This is a genomic window from Pseudorhodobacter sp. MZDSW-24AT (assembly GCF_002794355.1).
Lineage (GTDB): Bacteria > Pseudomonadota > Alphaproteobacteria > Rhodobacterales > Rhodobacteraceae > Pseudotabrizicola.
In genome coordinates, this window is the sequence record NZ_PGOI01000007.1 from 96,090 (window position 1) to 115,696 (window position 19,607).

Genomic DNA, 19,607 nt, shown 5'->3' on the forward strand with positions numbered 1-19,607 from the left:
GTCGGCTCCTTGCACTTCGGCCCCCGGATAGGCCGGGCGCGCGCGGCGGTCAACCAGCGCCTGCGCCGTTAGGCCGTCAGGATCGGGACCAGAAGACAGGCCAGCACCCCCAGCGTCAGCCCTGCCCGCAAGCGCAGCCACCAATCCGGTGCGGTGCCCATCTTCCAAAAATGCCAGTCAAGCAGCAAGAGCCCCAGAAACCCGGCGAAGAGGTTCACCGCCGCGTCGCCCGCCGCCCCGTTGACCATGAAAAAGGCCCAGAGCGCCGGGGTCACCGAGAGGATATAACCGACCGCCGCTTCGGGCCCTTGGGCCTTGGTGGCAAAGCCCCAGAGCACGCCCGACATGAAGGACAAGATCACCGTGCCATAGGTGAGACTGACGTAATGGCCAAGGAACAGCGGCCCCATGAACCGACCGCCCCATGCCGCAAGGGCGGGCGACAGCGCGCTTGCCGCGCCCCAGACAAAAGGGATCAGTCCGGCCACCCCGAGGATCAGCGCCGTCTTCGGAATAGGCTCCACGCAACACCTGCTTAATACACCCGTCACGGCAGTCATAAGGTGATCCCGCTTGGGGTCCAGCCGCCGCGCAGAATTCCCCGGCAGCGTTGCCCGCCGGTCACGTCTGGCAAGACGGTTTCAATACCCTTCGCCGGGTTGGCGTTGCGCGCGGCGCCAGCGGATCATTTGCGCCACCGCTGCTTCGGCGAGGGCGGCCCAGTGCAGCAATGCGGCGGAGTCCTCGGGCTGGACGAAAAGCGACAGCCGGGTTTCGCCATTGTGAATATCCAGCGGGGCACCGGGATGGGTGGCGTTCCATTCGGCGCGCTGCGCCATCGTCGCGCGGAGTGGCCAGTGCAAGGCGAGGCGCCAGCGGCCCTCTTCGGGCGTGGCGGTGAATTCGTTGGAACTGGCCCAAAGACGGGCGTGGATGGTCTGGCCTTCGGCCTCGACCCCCGGAAAACCTGCGGCGCGCAAGGCATCGATCATGCGACCAGTGCCTCGGCTTTTTTCAGATCGACACTGACCAACTGGCTGACGCCCTGCTCGGCCATGGTGACGCCGAACAGGCGATCCATCCGCGCCATCGTGACGGCGTGGTGGGTGATGATGAGAAAGCGAGTTTCGGTGCGGCGGGCCATTTCATCCAGAAGGTCGCAAAAGCGGGTGACGTTGGCATCATCCAGCGGCGCGTCGACCTCGTCGAGCACGCAGATCGGGGCGGGGTTCGCAAGGAAGACGCCGAAGATGAGGGCCAGCGCCGTCAGGGTTTGTTCGCCCCCCGACAGAAGCGAGAGCGTGGCCAATTTCTTGCCCGGCGGTTGGCACATGATTTCAAGCCCGGCTTCCAGCGGATCGTCGGATTCGACCAGCACCAGCCGCGCCTCGCCGCCGCCGAAAAGATGGGTGAAGAGGGTGGCGAAATTCTGGTTGACCTGTTCAAAGGCGGTGAGCAGGCGTTCGCGCCCTTCGCGGTTGAGGCCTGCGATGCCGGCGCGGAGTTTCTTGATCGCCTCTTCCAGATCGGTCTTTTCCTGCAAGAGCGTGGCATGTTCGCCCGCGACAGCGGCCATATCCTCTTCGGCGCGCAGGTTGACGGCGCCCAAGGCTTCGCGCTGGCGTTTGAGCCGTTGCACCTCGACATCAAGGGTTTCGGCGTCGGGCATCTTTTCGGGGTCCCCGCCCAGCGCGGCCAGAAGCTCGGCAGGGGTGCAGCCCGCGTCTTCGGCGATGCGTTCGGCGGCATAGGCGACGGTTTCGCGCGCGGCATCATTGCGGGCCTCGGCCCGCGCGCGGGCTTCACGCGCCTCACCGTTCAGGCGTTCGGCCTCGCGTTCGGCAAGCTGCGCATCGCGCAGGGCGGCTTCGGCGGTGGCGAGCGCTTCGGCAGCGGTGGCGCGGCGGGCTTCGGCGCTGTCGATGGCGTCGGACAGTTCTTCGCGTTTGGCGGCGAGTTCTTCCGGTGCGGCGCTGGCGTCTTCAAGCTCTTCCAGCGTTTCGGCCCGGCGTTCGGCGAGTTCGGCGCTGCGCTTTTCGGCGGTTTCCAGACGATGACGCCAGCCCGAAAGTTCCTTGCTGGCCTCCTGCCTCCGGCGGGTGCGGGCTTCGCCTTCGCGGCGGAGTTCGTCATGCGCGGAGCGGCGGGTGAGCATCGCCAGACGCGCGGCCTCGACCGCGACCTTGGCGGCCTCGACGCGGTTGCGGGCGGCTTCGAGATCGGGGAGTTCGGCGCCGCTGGCTTCGGCTTCCTTCAGGCGGGCGCGGGCCGACATTGCTTCGTCTTCATAGCGGGAGACGGCGAGTTTGGCGGAGTCGAGCTTGCCCCCGGCGATGGAGGCTTCGGCTTCGGCACGGGAAGCGGCGCGGTTGGCTTCGGTCACGCGGGCATCGGCGGCGCGGCGGGCATCGCGGGCCATCTGATCGGCGCGGGCGAGATCGGCAAGGCGAGATTGCAACGCTTCGTGCGTGGCGCGGGCGGCATCGGCGCGGGCAGAGATCTCGGCCAGATCGCTCTTGAGCTGCACGAGGCGGTTGAGCTGTTGCAGGCGCGCGGCGGCCGCCGAAGGGGCGTCTTCGGCGGCAGCGCGGAAGCCATCCCAGCGCCAGAGATCGCCTTCAAGGCTGACAAGCCGCTGACCGGGGCGCAGAAGCGGTTGCAGCGCGGTGCCTTGGGCGCGGTCGACAAGACCAATCTGCGACAGCCTGCGGCCCAGCACCGCGGGGGCGGTGACATGCGGCGCAAGCGGGGCGGCCCCACCGGGCAGGGCGGCGGCTTCATCATAGCCGGGGAGCCACGCCCAGCCGGACCGCGCCTCGGGCGTGATCTCGGGCGCGCGCAGATCATCGGAAAGCGCCGCGCCCAGCGCCTTTTCATAGCCGGGCGCCACGGTCAGCCGATCCAGAAGCTGATGACCCGCCTGCTTTTCACGATCGACCAGACGCGAGAGCGCCGCCACTTCGGCGCGCAGGGCATTGGCCTCGCCCTCGGCTTCGCCCCGGGCGGCGCGGGCCTCGGCCTCGCGGGATTGGGCATCGGCACGGGCGGTTTCGGTTTGCTCCAGCGCCTCTTCGGCGGCTTCGGCAAGGGCGGTCGCGTCTTCCTGTGCTTCGGTCGCGGCGGCATAGGCTTCGGCAGCGGCGGCGCGGGCCTCTTCGGCGGCCTCGACCATGGCGCGGGCGCGGGCGGCTTCGGCCTCGGCCCGGTCGACGGTGGCGCGGGTGTCGGTCAACAGGCGCTGCACCGATTGGTGACGGGCGGCCAGACGGGCATTGTCTTCGGTGGCCTGCGACAGCAGGGTTTCCCGGTCCGAGAGGATGGCCCCGGCCTCGCGCGCGGTTTCGGCGGCTTCGGCAAGGCGGTCATCGTGGCCGTCATGGGCACGCAAGAGTTGCTCGATTTCCCAATCCAGCCGACTGATGGTTTCACCCGCGTCGCGGTTCAGTCCGGCCTCCCGCTCCATATCACGGTCGAGCTGGGTGATGCGGCCACGCAGGGTTTCGATGAGCTGAAGCGCGCGCGCCTCTTGGTCGCCCAGCGCGTCGCGTTGCAGCGTGAGGCGTTGCAGGATGGCGGCGGCGACGGCGGCCTCTTCGCCGCGGGGCGGCAGGGCGTCTTCGCGGGCCTCGCGTGCCTTGGTGGCCGCGCGGGCGGCGCCATCGGCCTTGCCCGCCGCGATCAGCCGGTCGCGCAGATGCGTTTCCGCCTCGATGCGGGCCAGTTCGGCCTCGCGCCAGCGGCGGAAGAGGAGCATCCCTTCAGAGCGGCGCAGGTCTTCACCGATCTCGCGGTAGCGGGCGGCCTGCCGCGCCTGACGGGTGAGCGTGGCGACCTGCTGTGCCAAGCCTTCGAGCACGTCATCGACGCGCAGAAGGTTTTGTTCGGCCCCGGAGAGTTTCAGCTCGGCCTCGTGGCGGCGCGCGTAAAGGCCCGAAATGCCGGCGGCTTCTTCCAGAATGCGGCGGCGGGCCTTGGGCTTGGCGTTGATGAGTTCCGAGATCTGGCCTTGGCGCACCAGCGCGGGGGAATGCGACCCGGTGGAGGCATCGGCGAACAGCATCTGCACATCGCGGGCGCGCACGTCCTTGGCATTGGCCTTGTAGGCCGAGCCTGCGTCGCGGGTGATGCGGCGCACGATTTCGATGGTATCGGCATCGTTGAACCCGGACGGGGCCAGCCTGTCCTGATTGTCGATCACGATGGAGACTTCGGCAAAGTGGCGCGCGCCGCGCGTGGCGGCCCCGGCGAAGATCACATCCTCCATCCCGCCGCCGCGCATGGCGGTGGGACGGTTTTCGCCCATGACCCAGCGCAAGGCTTCCAGCAGGTTGGATTTGCCGCAGCCATTGGGCCCGACCACGCCTGTCAGCCCCTCATGGATCACCAGATCCGTGGGGTCGACAAAGCTTTTGAAGCCGTTAAGCCGGAGCCGGGAAAAACGCACCTGTGCCTCATGAGTCGCGGAGGAAGGATGGTGTTGCATTCACGGGGGGAGAGTCAACCAGATGACCCCCGCATCTGGCGGCGGCCTGCCGGTTATCCCCAAGATGTTGCCCCTTGCTGTCGCACAGGCTTTGGCGTTCTGTGGCGGCGGATGACAGAAAGGCCGCCCCCGAATGACCCCGCACCAAGCGCTTGCACCTTATGACTGGGAGGCGGTTCTGCGCCTGATCCGGGCGGAATTTGCCGGGATGGACGGGCGGATCGATCCGCCGTCGTCGATGCACCGGCTCACGGCCGAAGCGATTGCCGCGCAGGCCGAGACGGGCGAGATTTGGGTGATCGGCGCGCCGCCCGTCGCCTGCCTGTTCCTGACGGTGAAACCGGGGGTGCTTTATCTGGGCAAGCTGGCGGTGGCGCGGGATCAGCGCGGGCGGGGGCTGGCGCGGGCGCTGATTGACACGGCGGCGGCGCGGGCGCGCGCCTTGGGGCTGCCGCTCTTGGAGTTGGAGACGCGGGTGGAGTTGGTGGAGAACCACGCCACCTTTGCCGCGATGGGCTTTGCCGAGGCAGGGCGCCGCAGCCATCCGGGCTATGCGCATCCCACCTCGGTGATTTTCCGGCGCGCGGTCTAAGACGCGCACTTTCCTTTTGCAGCAAAGCGCTTAGGCTGGCCCCACACAGCCAAAGGCCCGGTGATGCTGCACGCCCTGATCCTGATCCTGATCTGCCAGTTGCTGGGCGAAATGGCCGCGCGCGCGCTTGGCCTGCCGCTGCCGGGTCCGGTGCTTGGCATGGTGCTGCTTCTGGCGGCGCTGGTGGCCCTGCCGCGGCTGGGGCTGCTGGTGCGGCCGGTGGCGCAGGGCATTCTGGCGCATCTGTCGCTGCTTTTCGTGCCGGCGGGCGTGGGGGTGGTGGGGCATGTCGCCACCTTGGGCGGGCAGACGGGGGCGATCCTGCTTGCGGTGGTGGTATCAACGGTGCTGGCGATCACCGTGGGCGCGCTGACCTTTGCCGCGGTGGCGCGGCTGACGGGGTCGCAGGATGACTGATTTCGCCGAGATCTGGAGCTATCTGTCGCAAGGCCCGCTTCTGTGGCTGACGGCCACACTCTGCGCCTATGCGCTGGGGGATGCCTGTTTTCGGCTGGCGGGGCGCAGCCCTTTGGTGAACCCGGTGCTGGTGGCGGTGGCCGCACTGGCGGTGCTGCTGCATGTGACCGCCACCCCCTACGCGACCTATTTCGAGGGCGCGCAATTCGTGCATTTCCTGCTGGGGCCGGCCACGGTGGCGCTGGCGCTGCCGCTCTATGACAGCCTGCCGCGCCTGCGCCGCGCGCTGTGGCCTGCCTTGGCGGCGCTGGTGGCAGGGTCGTTCACGGCGGCGCTGTCGGCGTTGGCGATTGCCAAGGCGCTTGGGGTCGATGGCCCGGTGCTGGCCTCGCTCGCGCCAAAATCGGCGACGGCCCCGGTGGCCATCGGCATTGCGGAACGGATGGGCGGGTCGCCCACGCTGACGGCGGTGCTGGTGATCCTGACCGGGATCACGGGCGCGGTGGTGGCGACACCTCTGCTCAACGCGCTGCGCTTGCGCGACTGGCGGGCGCGCGGCTTTGCGGTGGGGCTGACCAGCCATGGCATCGGCACCGCGCGCGCGCTTCAGGTGCATCCCACCGCCGGGGCCTTTGCCGCGCTGGGGATGGCGCTAAATGCACTCGCAACGGCGCTGATCGCGCCGCTCTCTCTGTCCCTGATCCAACAAGGTATTCCATGACTCCCACCCTTCTTGGCCTGTGCGGTTCGCTGCGCGCGGCTTCCACCAATCGTCTTTTGATGCAGGCCGCCGTGCGTGCCTTTGGCCCGTGCCACTTTGTCGAAGGCAACCTGCGCCTGCCGCTTTACGACGGCGATCTTGAAGCCGAAGGCATGCCCGAAACGGTGCAAACCTTGGCGGATCAGATCGCCGCCGCCGATGCGGTGGTGATCGCCACGCCCGAATACAACAAGAACCTGTCCGGTGTGCTGAAGAACGCGCTGGATTGGGTCAGCCGCACCAAAGGCGGGCCGTGGCGCGACAAGCCGGTGGCCATCCTGTCCGCCGCCGCAGGCCGCGCCGGGGGCGAGCGGTCGCAATTCTCGTTGCGCCACTGCCTTACCCCGTTCCGCCCGCGCCTGCTGCCCGGGCCAGAGGTGTTCATCGCAAACTCCGGCGAAGCCTTTGACGAGGAAGGCCAGCTGAAAGACGCCCGCTCGGAAAAAGGCCTGACCGAACTCATGCAGCTGTTGCGCAGCGAAACCACCCGCTGACATCATCTGTTCACAAATATCCTGGGGGGGAGCCATTTGGGTTCGCCCTTGGTTCAAGACCCCAATGGCTGGGGGCAAAGCCCCCGGCGCTTTCAGCCTGACCTGCGCCTCACAGCGAAGCCTCGACCCGAAACCCGTCCGGGACCCGGTCCTGCCCTTCCAGCACCAGATCGACCATCACCTGCGCCACCTTGGGCGCCATGCCAAAGCCGATCTTGAAGCCGCCATTGGCGACGAACGCGCCCGGTCGCCCCGGCCAAGCGCCCAGCATGGGCGCGCGGCTGCGGGCGCGGGGGCGGATGCCGGCCCAGCGTTCCACCTCGGGCGCGTCCTGCAAGGCCGGGACGGCGGCGCGGGCGCGGACCAGCAGGGCATCGCATTGGGCATCAACCCCTGTCGGATCGTCCCACTGGTTTTCCGAGGTTGAGCCGATGGCGACGGTTCCATCGGCATGGGGCACGATGTGCAGGCCATCCACCTGCATCTGCGGTGCCGCGCGGGCGTCATGGGCCAAAAGCACCGCCTGCCCCTTGACCCCTGCCCCGACCTTGCGGCCCAGATCGGCGTTCAGCGCCATGAGCCCGGCCAGTCCGGTGGCCCAGATCACCGGACCCGCGCTTTCGGCCTCCCCCAGCACCACCTCGCCCCCGCGCGCGCGGATCGCAGCCACCAGCGCCGCCGCTGCAAGGCGGGGGTGCAGCCGGGCCGACAGGCTGTCATGGATCAAGAGGCCGATGGGGCTTGCCGGTTCCCACGGCGCGCCGGTGGCGGGGACCACCTGCCAGATGGCCCGGCCTTGCCAAAGCACCTGCGCCTCGGCGGCGCGGTCTTGGGCGCGGGCCACCGCCTCGGGCGTGTCGAGGGGTTGCAGGCGGCCGCTGCGGGCATAGCCGGTGGGCAAGCCCGAGACGGCGGCAACCTCGGCCCAGAAGGCTTCGGCCATCAGCAGGCTGTCGAGCTGAAAGGCCTTCTTGTCGTTCCAGTTTTCCGGCACATGCGGGGCCAGCGCCCCCACGATGCCGCCCGAAGATCCGGCCCCGATGCGGCTGGTTTCGATCAGCCGCACGCGCGCGCCGCGCCGGGCGGCCTCCCAAGCAATAGAGAGGCCAAAGATCCCGGCCCCGCGGATTGTCAGATCGGGTCTTGTCATTTCCTGCGCCTCATGACCATGGATGGCCCGGTTGGTCACCCGGTCTGGGGCATAAGGCAAATGTCGGAAATCGAACAGGACGCTGTGCAAGGCTGCAATGGTCTGGACTGGCGAGATGGCGTGATCCCGGTGTCGCGGCGCTTTGATGATCCGTATTTTTCACTGAACGACGGGCTGGCGGAGACGCGGCATGTGTTTCTGGCCGGAAACGGCCTGCCCGCGCGGCTGTGCGACGGGTTTCAGGTGGCGGAGCTGGGCTTTGGCACCGGGCTGAACCTTTTGGCCTTGCAGATGGCATGGGCCGAGGCGGGGGGCGTGGGCACGCTGCGGTTCACCAGTTTCGAGGCCTATCCGATGTCCGCCGAAGACATTGCCCGCGCTTTGGCGCATTTTCCGCAGGCAAGGGCGGTGGCGGAGCCGTTCCTGAGCGCTTGGGCCAGCGGCGCGCGGCGGTTTGCGGTGCCGGGGATCGCGGTGGAGGTGATCGAAGGCGACGCGCGCGAGACCTTGCCCGGTTGGGCGGGTCTGGCCGATGCGTGGTTTCTGGACGGGTTTTCGCCCGCCAAGAACCCCGAGCTGTGGTCGCCCGAGATCATGGCCGAGGTGGCCCGCCATACCGCGCCGGGCGGCAGCTTTGCCACCTATACGGCCGCGGGCCATGTGCGCCGCGCGCTGACCGAGGCCGGATTCACCGTGGAGCGGCAGCCCGGGCACGGGCGCAAGCGGCACATGACAGCAGGCCAGCGATGAGCCGCAACCCGCGCCTTGGCATCTGGCTGATGATCGCCGCCGTCGCGGCCTTTGCGGCGCAGGACGGGTTTTCCCGCTATCTGGCCGGGGAATACAACACGCTGATGGTGGTGATGGTCCGCTATTGGGTGTTTGCGGGCTTTGTGATGCTCTTGGCCCTGCGCCGCCCCGAAGGGGTGCGCGCGGCAGTGGGGTCGCGGCATATGCGGGTGCATGTGGCACGGTCCGTGCTTTTGGTGGGCGAGATCTGCGTGATCGTCTGGGGCTATACGCTGATCGGGCTGATCGAGAGCCATGCGGTCTTTGCCATCTGCCCGCTGCTGATCGCAGCGTTTTCCGGGCTGATCCTGGGCGAGCGGATCCTGTGGCAGCGGTGGCTGGCGATTGGCGCGGGGATGCTTGGGGTGGTGGTGATCTTGCGGCCGGGGCTGGGGGTGTTCACGCCCGCGGCGCTGTTGCCGCTGGCCTCGGCGGTGATGTTCGCGCTGTATTCGATCCTCACGCGGCTGACCACGCGGGATGAGCCGACCTTTCCGTCCTTTTTCTGGCCTGCGGTGATCGGGGCCGGGATCATGACGGGGGTGGGCCTGCCGAACTGGCAGCCCGTGGCCCCCGCGGATGTGCCGCTGTTGGCGATCTATGCCAGCATTTCGATCTTTTCGCATTGGTTGCTGCTGAAATGCTATGAGCAGATCGAGGCGGCGCGGGTGCAGCCCTATGCCTATTTGCAGATCGTCTTCGTCACGCTGATCGGGCTGACGGTCTATGGTGAAACGCTTGGCCCGTTGGTGGCCTTGGGCACGGGGATCATCATCGCGGCGGGGCTTTATGCGCTGTCGCTGGAACGCGGCGCAGGCAAGGCGACACAGGCATGAGCGTGACACAGAACACCAAGCTGGGCATCTGGCTGATGGTCCTGACGACGATGATCTTTGCGGTGCAGGACGGTTTGTCCCGGCATCTGGCGGGGTCTTACAACGTCTGGATGGTGGTGATGCTGCGCTACTGGTTCTTTGCGGCTTTCGTGATGGTGCTGGTGTCGCGGATGCCCGGCGGCCTCCGCGCGGCGGTGGGATCGCGGATGCCGAAGGTGCAGGTGCTGCGCGGGCTTTTGCTGGCGCTGGAGATCTGCGTGATGGTTCTGGGCTTTGTGGCGCTGGGGCTGGTGGAAAGCCATGCGGTGTTCGCAACCTATCCGCTGCTGATTGCCGCGCTGTCGGGGCCCATCTTGGGCGAGAGCGTCGGCTGGCGGCGCTGGCTTGCCATCGGGGTGGGATTTGTCGGCGTGGTGGTGATCCTGCAACCCGGGTTTGGTGTGTTCCGGGTCGAGGCGTTGATCCCGCTGGCGGCGGCCTTGATGTTCGCGCTTTATGGGTTGCTGACGCGCTATGTGGCGCGGGAGGATGCGGCGATGGTGTCGTTCTTCTGGACCGGGATCACCGGAGCGGTGGTGATGACGGCGGTGGGGATCTGGCATTGGGAGCCGATGCGCGGGCCGGACATCGGCTGGATGGCGCTGTTGTGCTGCACCGCCGCCTTGTCGCATTGGTGCCTGATCCGGGCCTATGAGGTGGCCGAAGCCTCGGCGATCCAGCCTTTGGCCTATTTGCAGCTGCCTTTTGCCACGATGATCGGGTTGTTCGTCTTTGGCGAGAGCCTGCGGGTGAATGTGGCGATCGGCGCGGGGATCGTGGTGGCGGCGGGGGTGTTCACCCTGTGGCGGCAGCATGTGAAGAGCCGCCGCCAGGTCTGACACCGCAGCGCGGGCGGCGGCGGCAGGACGCCTCCGGCGGGAGTATTTCAGAAAGGTGCAAGGGGGAGCGGTCAGCCCTTGAGCTCCCCCGTCACGTTGACCGGGCCGGGGGTGCCGCGCAGTTTGGCGCGGTAAAGGATGACGCCTTCGATCACCCGCATCACATAGGTGCGGGTTTCGGTGAAGGGGATCGATTCCACCCAGTCGATCACATCGACATTTGCGGCGCGCGGGTCGCCATATTCGGTGATCCAGTGGCGCGGGCGGCCGGGGCCGGCGTTGTAGCCCGAGGCGACCAAAGCGATGGAGGGGCCGAATTCATCGATCAGCTGGCGCAGATAGGCGCTGCCCAATTGGGCGTTATAGGCGGGATCGCGGGTGAGCCTGCCCTCTTCGTAAGGCAGCCCGAGCTTGGTGGCCATCATCTTGGCGGTGCCGGGGAGCAGCTGCATCAGCCCGCGCGCATCGGCGGCGGAGCGGGCGGCGGGTTCGAATTCGCTTTCGCGCCGGGCGATGGAGAGGGCAAAGGCGCGGCTGACCGCGAGCCCGTCGGGTACCAGATCGGAGACCGGGTAATAGGCGCGCGGGAGGATCACCCCACGCTCGGCGGCGTGCTTGCCCACGAGCACGGCGATATGCGGCTCGTTCAAGGCGAGCGCCATATCACCCAGCTGATCGAGACCGGTGGCGTCGAGGCTTTCGGCGAGGTGAATCCAGAAGCGTTTGGCGATGGCCCGGTCGCCGCCGCTGAGGGCGAGCAAGGCGGCCTGATGCACCGAACTGCGGGTGAAGGCGGCCTGCCGCCAATCGGAAGGGCGCGGCGCGTTCACGAGGCTGGCATCGAGGTTTTGGCCGAGCTTTTCGGCGGCAAGGAGGCCGTAATAGGCGGTTTGATGGCGGGCGGCGGCGCGGTAGGCGGTTTGAGCGGCATCGCGCGCGCCAGCGGCTTCTTGGGCCCGGCCTTGCCAGTAGAGCGCGCGCGACAGCGAGATTGGGGTGGCCACACCCGCTTCGAGGTGGCGGAAATGGGTGAGCGCGCGGGCCGGATCGTTCAGCCGCCGCAGGGCGATGAAGCCCGACAGGAACTCGAGATCGGCATAGCCGCTGCCCGAGGTCAGGTGATGGGCGGAGGCGACGCGATAGGCCTCGGCCGGGCGGTTCTGGCGCAGGAGCCAACGGGTGAGCACGGCGCGGCGCGCGGCCCAGGCCTGCGGGTCGCCCAAGGTGGCGGCGGAGGCGCTGCGTTCGAGGATGAGCGGCAAGGCTTCGTCATACATGTCGCGCTTCATGCGCCAGATGAAGCGGTCGAAGGCGAGGCCCGGATCGGCGGCGCGCGCGGGCGGCACGGCGTTGATGAGCGCGTTCACGCCCGCTACACCGGTTTGCAGGCCGATGCGCGCCTTGGCCAGCGCCTGCCAATCCGCGGGCATGCGGGGCATCAGGCGCTGCGCCTCGGTCCGGCGTTCTTGCCAGAGCAGGCGGTCCATCCGGAGTTCGTGGACCAGCGCCACCGATTGCGGGGCGAGTGAAAGGAGGGCGGCTTCCTCTTCGGCGGACAGGACGAGATCGGACCAAGCCTGCATCGCACGGTCTTCGGCCTGATCACGGCGGCCTTGGGCCTGCAGGGCACGCACGAGCGCCACGGCGCCTTCGCCGGTTTGCGGCGTGCGGGTGCCGAAATAGGCGATCACACGGTCGGGGGTGGTGGAGCGGGCGACGGCGGTTTCGCCTTTTTGATGCAGGAAGGGCAGGCCCGGCCAATCGGGGCGGCGCTGAAGGAAGGATTCATAATCGCCCAAGGTGCCGTCCCCGGCGCGCAGACGGTGCCAGTCGACCAGATCGCGGGCAACCTCATGCGGGGCGGCGGCAGTGGCGGCGGCCCAATCCTTGGCATAGATCCGGTTCAGCACCTGACGCATGGCGGCGGCGTCATCGGCGCGCACAGGCGCGGCGACGGCAAGGGCCAAAAGAAGCGGGGCAAGGGCCAATGCCAAGGGGGCAAGACGGCTGAAGATCATGGTTTTTCTGGTTCTGCTCATGGCGGCGATTTTGCCTTATGGCAGAAGGGCCGACAACCCACGATCCTGTCAGCGCAGGCGCGTGGCCGGGATGGAAAAGGCTGCGCTTGGCAATCGGCTGCGCCCCGGCTAATCAAGGCGGGATTTTCAGCCCAAGCGACTCGACCTCCGTGTCGCTGCAACAGGAGTCTGCGTGCCATGATCAAAGGGTCCATTCCCGCCTTGGTTACGCCGTTCAAGAACGGCGAACTTGATCTGGAGACGCTGAAGAAGCTGGTCGACTGGCAGATCGCCGAAGGGTCGCACGGCCTGGTGCCGGTGGGGACCACGGGCGAGAGCCCGACGCTGAGCCATGAAGAGCATGAGGCCGTGATCGAAGCGGTGGTCAAGTTCGCGGATGGCCGCGTGCCGGTGATTGCCGGGGCCGGATCGAACAACACGGTGGAAGGGATCCGCCTGATCCAGCACGCCGAGCGGGTGGGCGCGGATGCGGCACTGGTGGTGACCCCCTATTACAACAAGCCGACGCAGGCGGGCTTGATCGCGCATTACACCGCCCTGCACGATTGCTGCACGCTGCCGATCATCATCTACAACATTCCGGGCCGGTCGGTCGTGGACATGTTGCCCGAAACCATGGGCGTTCTGGCCAAGCTGCCGCGGATCGTGGGGGTGAAGGATGCCACCGGCAAGATCGAGCGGGTGTCGATGCAGCGCGAAAGCTGTGGCAAGGGGTTCATCCAGCTGTCGGGCGAGGATGCCACGGCGTTGGGGTTCAACGCGCATGGCGGCACCGGCTGCATCTCGGTGACGGCGAATGTGGCGCCGCGCCTGTGCGCCGAGTTCCAGAACGCGACTCTGGCAGGGGATTACCGCACGGCATTGCAGATTCAGGACCGTCTGATGCCTTTGCACGAGGCGATCTTTATCGAGCCGGGTCTGGCGGGGGCGAAATACGGGCTGTCGCTGTTGGGGCGCTGTTCGGATGAGGTGCGGCTGCCGTTGGTGGCGCTGACCGACGGCACCAAGGACAAGATCAAGGCGGCCATGCGCCATGCGGGTCTGCTGAACTGATCTGCCCCGCCCTGCCCGGGCCGCGCAGGGGGGCTGTCTGCCCCCCTTACCCCCCCGAGGATATTTTTGCCAAGATAAAGGGGCGCGGCGCAGGCAGCGCGTGAGGGGAAGCGCAATGGGGCGAAGTGAGAATCTGCGCGGCGCGATGTTCATGGTGCTGTCCATGGCGGGCTTTGCCATCGAGGATGTGTTCCTGAAGGCGAGCGCGCGGGTGATGCCCATGGGGCAAGCCGTGCTGATCGTGGGACTGGCCGGGATGGCGGTGTTTGCGCTGATGGCGTGGCGGCAGGGCGAGCCTGCCTTTCACCCGGCGCTGCGGTCGCGCGGGCTTGCGATCCGGTCCGGGTTCGAGGTGGCGGGGCGGCTGTTCTATGCCCTAGCCATCGCGCTGACGCCGCTGTCCACCACATCTGCCATTTTGCAGGCGACGCCTTTGGTGGTGGTGGGCGGGGCTGCGCTCTTCTTTGGCGAACCGGTGGGCTGGCGACGGTGGCTGGCGGTGGGACTTGGGTTTGTGGGGGTGTTGATCATCCTGCGTCCGGGGTTTGACGGGTTTTCAGCGCTGTCCTTGTTGGCGGTCTTGGGGATGCTGGGTTTTGCCGGGCGGGATCTGGCCACGCGGGCGGCGCCCAAGGTGATGTCGAACCGGCAGCTGGGGGTGGCGGGTTTTGCCATGCTCACGCTGGCGGGGGCAGTGATTCTGGGCTGGAGCGGGGGGGCGGTCTGGCCGGATGCGCGCGGCTGGGGGCTTCTGGCGGGCACGGCGCTGTTTGCGGTGCTGGGCTATCATGCGTTGACGGCGGCGATGCGCACCGGCGAGATCGGGTTCGTGACGCCGTTTCGCTATGTGCGGCTGGTGTTTGCGCTGGGTCTGGCGGTGGTGCTGTTCGGCGAGCGCCCCGATCTTGCCACGCTGTTCGGGGCAGGGCTGATCGTGGGATCGGGGATTTACACGCTGATGCGGGGCAATCGCAGGGCGGTGCCACCGCCGCCCGTGACCCCGGCCTAGGGGCGGCGGGCGCGGCGCCGCTCGTGCTGGCCGAGGCGGACGTGGCGCAAGGCTTCGACCATCAGGGCGGTCATCAGGCCGAAATTGAGAAAGCCATTGGCGGCGATCATGCCCGACAGCAGGCGCCATTCCTGCGGGAGGATCACATCGCCAAAGCCCAAGGTGGTGAAGGACACCAAAGCGAAATAGAGCGATTCCTCGAGCGAGGCGAAGGCGCCGATGCCGTGGAAGGCCAGCGCCCAGATCCAGACGCTGACGGTGAGGATGAAAAGCACCCAGAGCGAGACGGCGCAGAGAAGGGCCACCAGCTTGGGCTGATGCGGTTCCGTCAGCAGCCAAGGCGACAGCCGGTCATAGGCGCGCTCGAGCCCCAGTGCGGAGACCGCCGCGACGGCGATCGAGGCGAGCAGCAGGGCCGTGCCCAGCGTGATCTGAATCAGCATCATAACCCCCGTCTGGACTTGGCAACCTGTCGTGATTATGTGGTGGGTATGGCAAAGATATCCGATCCCAATTCCAAGCTTATCGCAGAAAACCGGCGGGCGCGGTTTGATTATCATATCGAATCGGATCTGGAAGCCGGGATCATGCTGCAAGGGTCGGAGGTGAAGTCCTTGCGCAAGGGCGGATCGAACATCGGCGACAGCTATGCCAGCGTGGAAGGGGGCGAGTTGTGGCTGATCAACGGCTATATCGCGCCGTATACCCAATCCAACCATTGGGACAGCCATGATGAGCGGCGGCGCCGCAAGCTCTTGGTTTCCAAGCGAGAATTGTCGCGCCTTTGGAATGCCACCGCGCGCGAGGGCATGACCATCGTGCCCATCAAGATGTATTTCAACGACCGTGGGATCGTGAAGATCAAGCTGGGTGTCGCCAAGGGCAAGAAGCTGGCCGACAAGCGCGAGACCAGCGCCAAGCGCGACTGGGACCGCCAGAAAGCCCGCATCATGAAGGAAAGCCGCCGCGACTGAACGGGCAGAGCGCCGTGACCCGGCGCGAAACGCGGCGTCTGGCGTGCGTCTGGTGAACGTATGGCACAGGTATGGCAAACGTCATGACAGCGGTGCCTGCGCCCTTGCCCTGCCTAGGCTTGCCGATATATGCCGGGGCTGACCTGCGCGGAGCCTGACGCATGACCTCTCTCGTGACTCCCTCGCCCATGGATGACCCTCGGACCTTGGTTTCGACCGACTGGCTGGCGGCGCATCTGAAAGACCCGGATCTGCGGGTGCTGGATGCGTCATGGTATCTGCCGGATCAGGGGCGCGACGCGAAGGCGGACTATGCGGCGGCGCATATCCCGGGCGCACGGTTCTTCGACATTGACGAGATCAGCGATCAGCGGTCGGCCCTGCCCCATATGGCGCCGCCGGTGGAAAAGTTCATGAGCCGGATGCGCGCCATGGGCGTGGGCGACGGGCATCAGGTGGTGGTCTACGATGGCGCGGGGCTGTTTTCCGCCGCGCGGGTGTGGTGGACCTTCCGGCTGATGGGCAAGATGGATGTGGCGGTGCTGGACGGCGGCTTGCCCAAGTGGCGCGCCGAAGGGCGCGAGCTGGAGGACACACCGCCCGTGGTGCGTGACCGGCACATGACCGTGAGCCGCCAGAACCAGCTGGTCAAGGATGTGACACAGGTGGCGCATGCCGCCAAGCTGGCACAGGCCGAGATCATCGATGCCCGCGCCGCCGCCCGGTTCAAGGGCGAGGTGGCCGAGCCCCGGCCCGGTTTGCGCGCGGGCCATATTCCGGGGTCAAAGAATGTGCCCTATGCCACGCTGCTGAATGCGGATGGCACCCTGAAGCCGCCCGCCGAATTGAAGGCGGTGTTCGAGGCGGCGGGGGTGGATCTGGGCAAGCCTGCGATCACCTCTTGCGGATCGGGCGTGACTGCCGCGATCCTGAGCCTTGCGCTGGAGCGCATCGGCCACCGCACCCATGCGCTGTATGACGGATCTTGGTCCGAATGGGGCGCTTATGAAGATCTTGCCGTCGCCAAAGGATAGGCCCATGCTGGACGTGTTGAACCCGCAACCGCAGGACAAGATCCTGCAACTGATTGCCATGTACCGCGATGACCCGCGCGACACCAAGATTGATCTTGGGGTGGGGGTTTACAAGGATGCCAATGGCCTGACCCCGGTGATGCGGGCGGTGAAGGCGGCAGAGCGGCAGCTGTGGGAAACGCAGACCACCAAGAGCTATACCGGCCTTGCGGGCGAGCCTGCCTATAACGCGGCGATGGTTGGCATGATCCTGGGCGACGGCTTTGCCGAGCGGGCGGCTTCGGTGGCGACACCGGGCGGCACCGGGGCCATCCGGCAGGCGCTGGAGTTGATCAAGATGGCGGCACCGGGGGCCACGGTGTGGCTTTCGAACCCGACATGGCCGAACCATCCGTCGATCATCAAGTATCTGGGCATGAAGATGGCGGAGTATCGCTATTTCGACGCCGAGACGCGTGGCGTGGATTTCGCGGGCGTGCTGGAAGACCTGGGCAAGGTGGCCAAGGGCGATATCGTGCTGTTGCACGGCTGCTGCCACAACCCGACGGGCGCGAACCTGACGGCGGATCAATGGGCGCAGGTGGCCGATGTGCTGGAGGCGCAGGGGGCGATCCCGTTCATCGATCTGGCCTATCAGGGCTTTGGCGACGGGCTGGAAGAAGACGCGGCCGCCACGCGGATGATCGCGGCGCGCTTTCCCGAAGTGCTGATCGCGGCGTCGTGCAGCAAGAACTTTGGCATCTACCGCGAGCGGACCGGGGTGCTGATCGCGCTGACCGAGCCTGCGCGCCGCGCCGTGGTGCAGGGCAATCTGGCGTTTCTGAACCGGCAGAACTACAGCTTTCCGCCCGATCACGGCGCGCGGCTGGTGACGATGATTCTGGAAGATGCGGCGCTGCGCGCCGATTGGCAGGCGGAGTTGGAAGAGGTGCGGCAGAGCATGCTGGGCCTGCGGCAGACCTTGGCCGAAGAGCTGCGCCGCGCCACCAATTCCGACCGCTTTGATTTCGTGGCGCATCACCGTGGCATGTTCAGCCGCCTTGGCCTGACCGAGGCACAGGTGGTGACCCTGCGCGAGGATCACGGGATTTACATGGTGGGCGACAGCCGCATCAACATTGCCGGGCTGAACGCGCGCACGGTGCCGATTCTGGCGGCGGCGATTGCAAAGGTCGCAGGCTGAGCCTTTGACACATGATTGCGAAAACGCCCGCGCCGATGGCGCGGGCGTTTTCATGCGGGCTGGCGGACCCGCAGGAGGATAAAAAAGGCCCGAACCTTGCGGCTCGGGCCAGACGTCAGACTGACTGGGAGGAGGAGGTGTCAGCCCTTGGTGAACTCGGGGTAGGCTTCAAGGCCCAGCTCTGCCTTGTCGAGACCCATCATCTCGTCTTCCTGGCTTGGGCGCAGGCCCATGGTCGACTTGAGGATGACCCAGACGATGGCCGAGGCGACGAACATGAAGATGCCGATGGCCGCAAAGCCGATGAACTGGGTCACGAAGCTGGTGCCTTCGGTGTAGAAGGGAACCGCCATGGTGCCCCAGAAGCCTGCCACGAGGTGAACCGGGATGGCGCCGACCACGTCATCGATCTTGAGCTTGTCGAGCAGCGGGACGACGACCAGAACGATCACGCCACCGATGCCGCCGATCCAGACCGCGCCAAACAGCGTTGGGTCCAGCGGGCCTGCGGTGATGGAGACCAGACCGGCCAGCGCACCGTTGAGCACCATGGTGAGGTCGATCTTTTTATACATCACCTGCGACAGGATCATCGCCACCACAGCGCCCGAGGCTGCGGCCATGTTGGTGTTGGCGAAGATGATCGAGACGGCGTTGGCATCGGCTTCGGTGCCCAGAGCCAGCTGCGAGGCGCCGTTGAAGCCGAACCAGCCCAGCCAGAGCACGAAGGTGCCCAAGGTGGCCAGCGCAAGGTTGGAGCCCGGCATCGGGTTCACGCGGCCTTCTTTGGTGTATTTGCCCAGACGGGGGCCAAGGATCAGCGCACCGGCCAAGGCTGCAAAGCCGCCTGCTGCGTGGACAAGGGTGGAGCCTGCGAAGTCAGAGAAGCCTGCTTCGGACAACCAGCCGCCGCCCCACTGCCAGGATGCCTCGATCGGGTAGAGGAAACCGGTCAGCACCACGGTGAAGATCAGGAAAGGCCAGAGCTTGATCCGCTCGGCCAGCGTGCCCGAGACGATCGAGGCGGTGGTGGCGCAGAACATCAGCTGGAAGAAGAAGTCGGAGCCCGCGGAATAGCCGGTGGCCAGATCGGGGTCGCCGCCGATGGACTTGGGCGCAAAGAGCTGGCCGACATAGCCGGTGACCGACCAGGCATCGCCCGGATACATCAGGTTGTAGCCGACGATCCAGTACATCAGCGAGGCGATGGCAAACAGCGCGATGTTCTTGGTGAGCTGCATGGTGACGTTCTTTGAACGGACCAGACCCGCTTCCAGCATCGCAAAGCCGGCGGCCATCCAGAACACCAGAAAGCCGCCGATCAGGAACAGCAGGGTGTTGAAGATAAAGGCGTTGTCGATCACCGCCGGGGCGGCATCGGCCACCACTTCAGCGGCTTCGGCGGTGGCATCCTGCGCCCAGACGGGCAAGCTGGCAAACAGCGACGCGCCCAGCGTTGCCAGCCCAGCAAGTTTCATCGGAGTGTTCATCTTTGCGTTTCCCCTGTCCCCAACGCGTCAGAGCGCATCGTCATTGATTTCGCCGGTGCGCACGCGCACGGCATGCTGGACATCCAGCACGAAAATCTTGCCATCGCCGATCTTGTCGGTCTTGGCGGTGCTGCGGATCGTTTCGACCACGGCATCGGCAAGGCTGTCGGTGACCACGATCTCAAGGCGCACCTTCGGCACGAAGTTCACGGCATATTCGGCACCGCGGTAGATTTCGGTGTGGCCAGACTGGCTGCCGAAGCCCTTGATCTCGGTGACCATCATGCCGCGCACCCCGATGGTGGTGAGTGCTTCGCGCACTTCCTCCAGCTTGAACGGCTTGATTGCTGCAATGATTAATTTCACGTCCTTCCCCTTCTTTCGTTGGGGCCCGGGGTTGGGCCCTTGGCGATAAGAAGCGGCCTT

The 19,607-nt window shown here is 66.6% G+C and carries 20 protein-coding genes; 12 read left to right on the plus strand and 8 right to left on the minus strand.

Features of this window, described 5'->3' with window-relative positions; genetic code table 11:
- Positions 1–68: 68 nt before the first annotated feature.
- The 3 genes from CUR21_RS06485 to smc form a co-directional block, all read right to left on the minus strand.
- Positions 69–524: a DUF3429 domain-containing protein gene (locus CUR21_RS06485; RefSeq protein WP_100196206.1), complete on the minus strand. Its 456-nt coding sequence runs from the start codon at positions 522–524 to the stop codon at positions 69–71.
- A 117-nt stretch (positions 525–641) separates the two neighbouring features.
- Entirely contained in the window at positions 642–992 is a 351-nt protein-coding gene (locus CUR21_RS06490) for a hypothetical protein (RefSeq protein WP_100196207.1), read from the minus strand.
- A complete protein-coding gene (gene smc, locus CUR21_RS06495; RefSeq protein ID WP_100196208.1) occupies positions 989–4,444 on the minus strand; it encodes a chromosome segregation protein SMC in 3,456 nt (1,151 codons plus the stop codon). Before smc ends, CUR21_RS06490 begins: the two co-directional genes overlap by 4 nt.
- Before the next feature lie 172 nt (positions 4,445–4,616).
- Here smc and CUR21_RS06500 point away from each other — a divergent pair, with 172 nt between their 5' ends.
- The 4 genes from CUR21_RS06500 (at position 4,617) to CUR21_RS06515 (ending at position 6,746) form a co-directional block, all read left to right on the plus strand.
- Positions 4,617–5,075 (plus strand): N-acetyltransferase, encoded by a 459-nt coding sequence (locus CUR21_RS06500; RefSeq protein WP_100196209.1) that lies wholly within the window; start codon positions 4,617–4,619, stop codon positions 5,073–5,075.
- Between the two features lie 63 nt (positions 5,076–5,138).
- Positions 5,139–5,492 (plus strand): CidA/LrgA family protein, encoded by a 354-nt coding sequence (locus CUR21_RS06505; RefSeq protein ID WP_100196210.1) that lies wholly within the window; start codon positions 5,139–5,141, stop codon positions 5,490–5,492.
- Positions 5,485–6,213: an LrgB family protein gene (locus tag CUR21_RS06510; RefSeq protein ID WP_100196211.1), complete on the plus strand. Its 729-nt coding sequence runs from the start codon at positions 5,485–5,487 to the stop codon at positions 6,211–6,213. The genes CUR21_RS06505 and CUR21_RS06510 overlap by 8 nt, the downstream gene beginning before the upstream one ends.
- Entirely contained in the window at positions 6,210–6,746 is a 537-nt protein-coding gene (locus CUR21_RS06515) for an NADPH-dependent FMN reductase (RefSeq protein ID WP_100196212.1), read from the plus strand. Before CUR21_RS06510 ends, CUR21_RS06515 begins: the two co-directional genes overlap by 4 nt.
- Before the next feature lie 109 nt (positions 6,747–6,855).
- On the opposite strand, the gene CUR21_RS06520 is transcribed toward CUR21_RS06515, so the two are convergent.
- Complete coding sequence (locus CUR21_RS06520) at positions 6,856–7,896, minus strand: FAD-binding oxidoreductase (protein WP_100196771.1); 1,041 nt, start codon at positions 7,894–7,896, stop codon at positions 6,856–6,858.
- A 60-nt stretch (positions 7,897–7,956) separates the two neighbouring features.
- Between CUR21_RS06520 and mnmD the strand changes: the two genes are divergently transcribed.
- From mnmD to CUR21_RS06535, 3 genes are read left to right on the plus strand one after another with little or no spacing between them, the layout of a single operon-like run.
- Positions 7,957–8,646: a tRNA (5-methylaminomethyl-2-thiouridine)(34)-methyltransferase MnmD gene (gene mnmD, locus CUR21_RS06525; RefSeq protein WP_100196213.1), complete on the plus strand. Its 690-nt coding sequence runs from the start codon at positions 7,957–7,959 to the stop codon at positions 8,644–8,646.
- Positions 8,643–9,521, plus strand: coding sequence for a DMT family transporter (locus CUR21_RS06530; RefSeq protein WP_100196214.1), 879 nt, complete (start codon positions 8,643–8,645; stop codon positions 9,519–9,521). Before mnmD ends, CUR21_RS06530 begins: the two co-directional genes overlap by 4 nt.
- Positions 9,518–10,399 (plus strand): DMT family transporter, encoded by an 882-nt coding sequence (locus CUR21_RS06535; RefSeq protein WP_100196215.1) that lies wholly within the window; start codon positions 9,518–9,520, stop codon positions 10,397–10,399. The genes CUR21_RS06530 and CUR21_RS06535 overlap by 4 nt, the downstream gene beginning before the upstream one ends.
- 71 nt (positions 10,400–10,470) lie before the next feature.
- Here CUR21_RS06535 and CUR21_RS06540 read toward each other — a convergent pair whose 3' ends face one another.
- Complete coding sequence (locus tag CUR21_RS06540) at positions 10,471–12,438, minus strand: lytic transglycosylase domain-containing protein (protein ID WP_232622715.1); 1,968 nt, start codon at positions 12,436–12,438, stop codon at positions 10,471–10,473.
- 177 nt (positions 12,439–12,615) lie between these two features.
- Here CUR21_RS06540 and dapA point away from each other — a divergent pair, with 177 nt between their 5' ends.
- Complete coding sequence (gene dapA, locus CUR21_RS06545; protein ID WP_100196217.1) at positions 12,616–13,491, plus strand: 4-hydroxy-tetrahydrodipicolinate synthase; 876 nt, start codon at positions 12,616–12,618, stop codon at positions 13,489–13,491.
- A gap of 115 nt (positions 13,492–13,606) precedes the next feature.
- A complete protein-coding gene (locus tag CUR21_RS06550; protein ID WP_100196218.1) occupies positions 13,607–14,500 on the plus strand; it encodes a DMT family transporter in 894 nt (297 codons plus the stop codon).
- Here the strand turns inward: CUR21_RS06550 and CUR21_RS06555 are convergent.
- Positions 14,497–14,943, minus strand: coding sequence for a potassium channel family protein (locus CUR21_RS06555; RefSeq protein ID WP_100196772.1), 447 nt, complete (start codon positions 14,941–14,943; stop codon positions 14,497–14,499). The genes CUR21_RS06550 and CUR21_RS06555 overlap by 4 nt on opposite strands.
- Before the next feature lie 48 nt (positions 14,944–14,991).
- On the opposite strand from CUR21_RS06555, the gene smpB reads away from it, so the two are divergent.
- From smpB to CUR21_RS06570, 3 genes are all read left to right on the plus strand, one after another.
- A complete protein-coding gene (gene smpB / locus CUR21_RS06560; protein ID WP_100196219.1) occupies positions 14,992–15,474 on the plus strand; it encodes an SsrA-binding protein SmpB in 483 nt (160 codons plus the stop codon).
- 188 nt (positions 15,475–15,662) lie between these two features.
- Complete coding sequence (sseA, locus tag CUR21_RS06565; protein ID WP_100196220.1) at positions 15,663–16,508, plus strand: 3-mercaptopyruvate sulfurtransferase; 846 nt, start codon at positions 15,663–15,665, stop codon at positions 16,506–16,508.
- Positions 16,509–16,512: 4 nt separating this feature from the next.
- Positions 16,513–17,691 carry an amino acid aminotransferase gene (locus CUR21_RS06570; RefSeq protein ID WP_100196221.1) on the plus strand — a complete coding sequence of 393 codons (1,179 nt, stop codon included), beginning with the start codon at positions 16,513–16,515 and terminating at the stop codon, positions 17,689–17,691.
- Between the two features lie 140 nt (positions 17,692–17,831).
- On the opposite strand, the gene amt is transcribed toward CUR21_RS06570, so the two are convergent.
- Entirely contained in the window at positions 17,832–19,169 is a 1,338-nt protein-coding gene (gene amt, locus CUR21_RS06575; RefSeq protein WP_100196222.1) for an ammonium transporter, read from the minus strand.
- 39 nt (positions 19,170–19,208) lie between these two features.
- The gene (locus CUR21_RS06580; protein ID WP_100196223.1) at positions 19,209–19,547 is read right to left on the minus strand and encodes a P-II family nitrogen regulator; all 339 of its coding nucleotides are present in this window, start codon (positions 19,545–19,547) and stop codon (positions 19,209–19,211) included.
- Positions 19,548–19,607: the final 60 nt, after the last annotated feature.

Bases quoted from the DNA above. Each gene is read 5' to 3' on its own strand.
- CUR21_RS06490 (WP_100196207.1), bottom strand. From the start codon at position 992: ATGATCGATGCCTTGCGCGCCGCAGGTTTTCCGGGGGTCGAGGCCGAA.
- CUR21_RS06500 (WP_100196209.1), top strand. From the start codon at position 4,617: ATGACCCCGCACCAAGCGCTTGCACCTTATGACTGGGAGGCGGTTCTG.
- CUR21_RS06505 (WP_100196210.1), top strand. From the start codon at position 5,139: ATGCTGCACGCCCTGATCCTGATCCTGATCTGCCAGTTGCTGGGCGAA.
- CUR21_RS06510 (WP_100196211.1), top strand. From the start codon at position 5,485: ATGACTGATTTCGCCGAGATCTGGAGCTATCTGTCGCAAGGCCCGCTT.
- CUR21_RS06515 (WP_100196212.1), top strand. From the start codon at position 6,210: ATGACTCCCACCCTTCTTGGCCTGTGCGGTTCGCTGCGCGCGGCTTCC.
- CUR21_RS06520 (WP_100196771.1), bottom strand. From the start codon at position 7,896: ATGACAAGACCCGATCTGACAATCCGCGGGGCCGGGATCTTTGGCCTC.
- mnmD (WP_100196213.1), top strand. From the start codon at position 7,957: ATGTCGGAAATCGAACAGGACGCTGTGCAAGGCTGCAATGGTCTGGAC.
- CUR21_RS06530 (WP_100196214.1), top strand. From the start codon at position 8,643: ATGAGCCGCAACCCGCGCCTTGGCATCTGGCTGATGATCGCCGCCGTC.
- CUR21_RS06535 (WP_100196215.1), top strand. From the start codon at position 9,518: ATGAGCGTGACACAGAACACCAAGCTGGGCATCTGGCTGATGGTCCTG.
- CUR21_RS06540 (WP_232622715.1), bottom strand. From the start codon at position 12,438: ATGAGCAGAACCAGAAAAACCATGATCTTCAGCCGTCTTGCCCCCTTG.
- dapA (WP_100196217.1), top strand. From the start codon at position 12,616: ATGATCAAAGGGTCCATTCCCGCCTTGGTTACGCCGTTCAAGAACGGC.
- CUR21_RS06550 (WP_100196218.1), top strand. From the start codon at position 13,607: ATGGGGCGAAGTGAGAATCTGCGCGGCGCGATGTTCATGGTGCTGTCC.
- CUR21_RS06555 (WP_100196772.1), bottom strand. From the start codon at position 14,943: ATGCTGATTCAGATCACGCTGGGCACGGCCCTGCTGCTCGCCTCGATC.
- smpB (WP_100196219.1), top strand. From the start codon at position 14,992: ATGGCAAAGATATCCGATCCCAATTCCAAGCTTATCGCAGAAAACCGG.
- sseA (WP_100196220.1), top strand. From the start codon at position 15,663: ATGGATGACCCTCGGACCTTGGTTTCGACCGACTGGCTGGCGGCGCAT.
- CUR21_RS06570 (WP_100196221.1), top strand. From the start codon at position 16,513: ATGCTGGACGTGTTGAACCCGCAACCGCAGGACAAGATCCTGCAACTG.
- amt (WP_100196222.1), bottom strand. From the start codon at position 19,169: ATGAAACTTGCTGGGCTGGCAACGCTGGGCGCGTCGCTGTTTGCCAGC.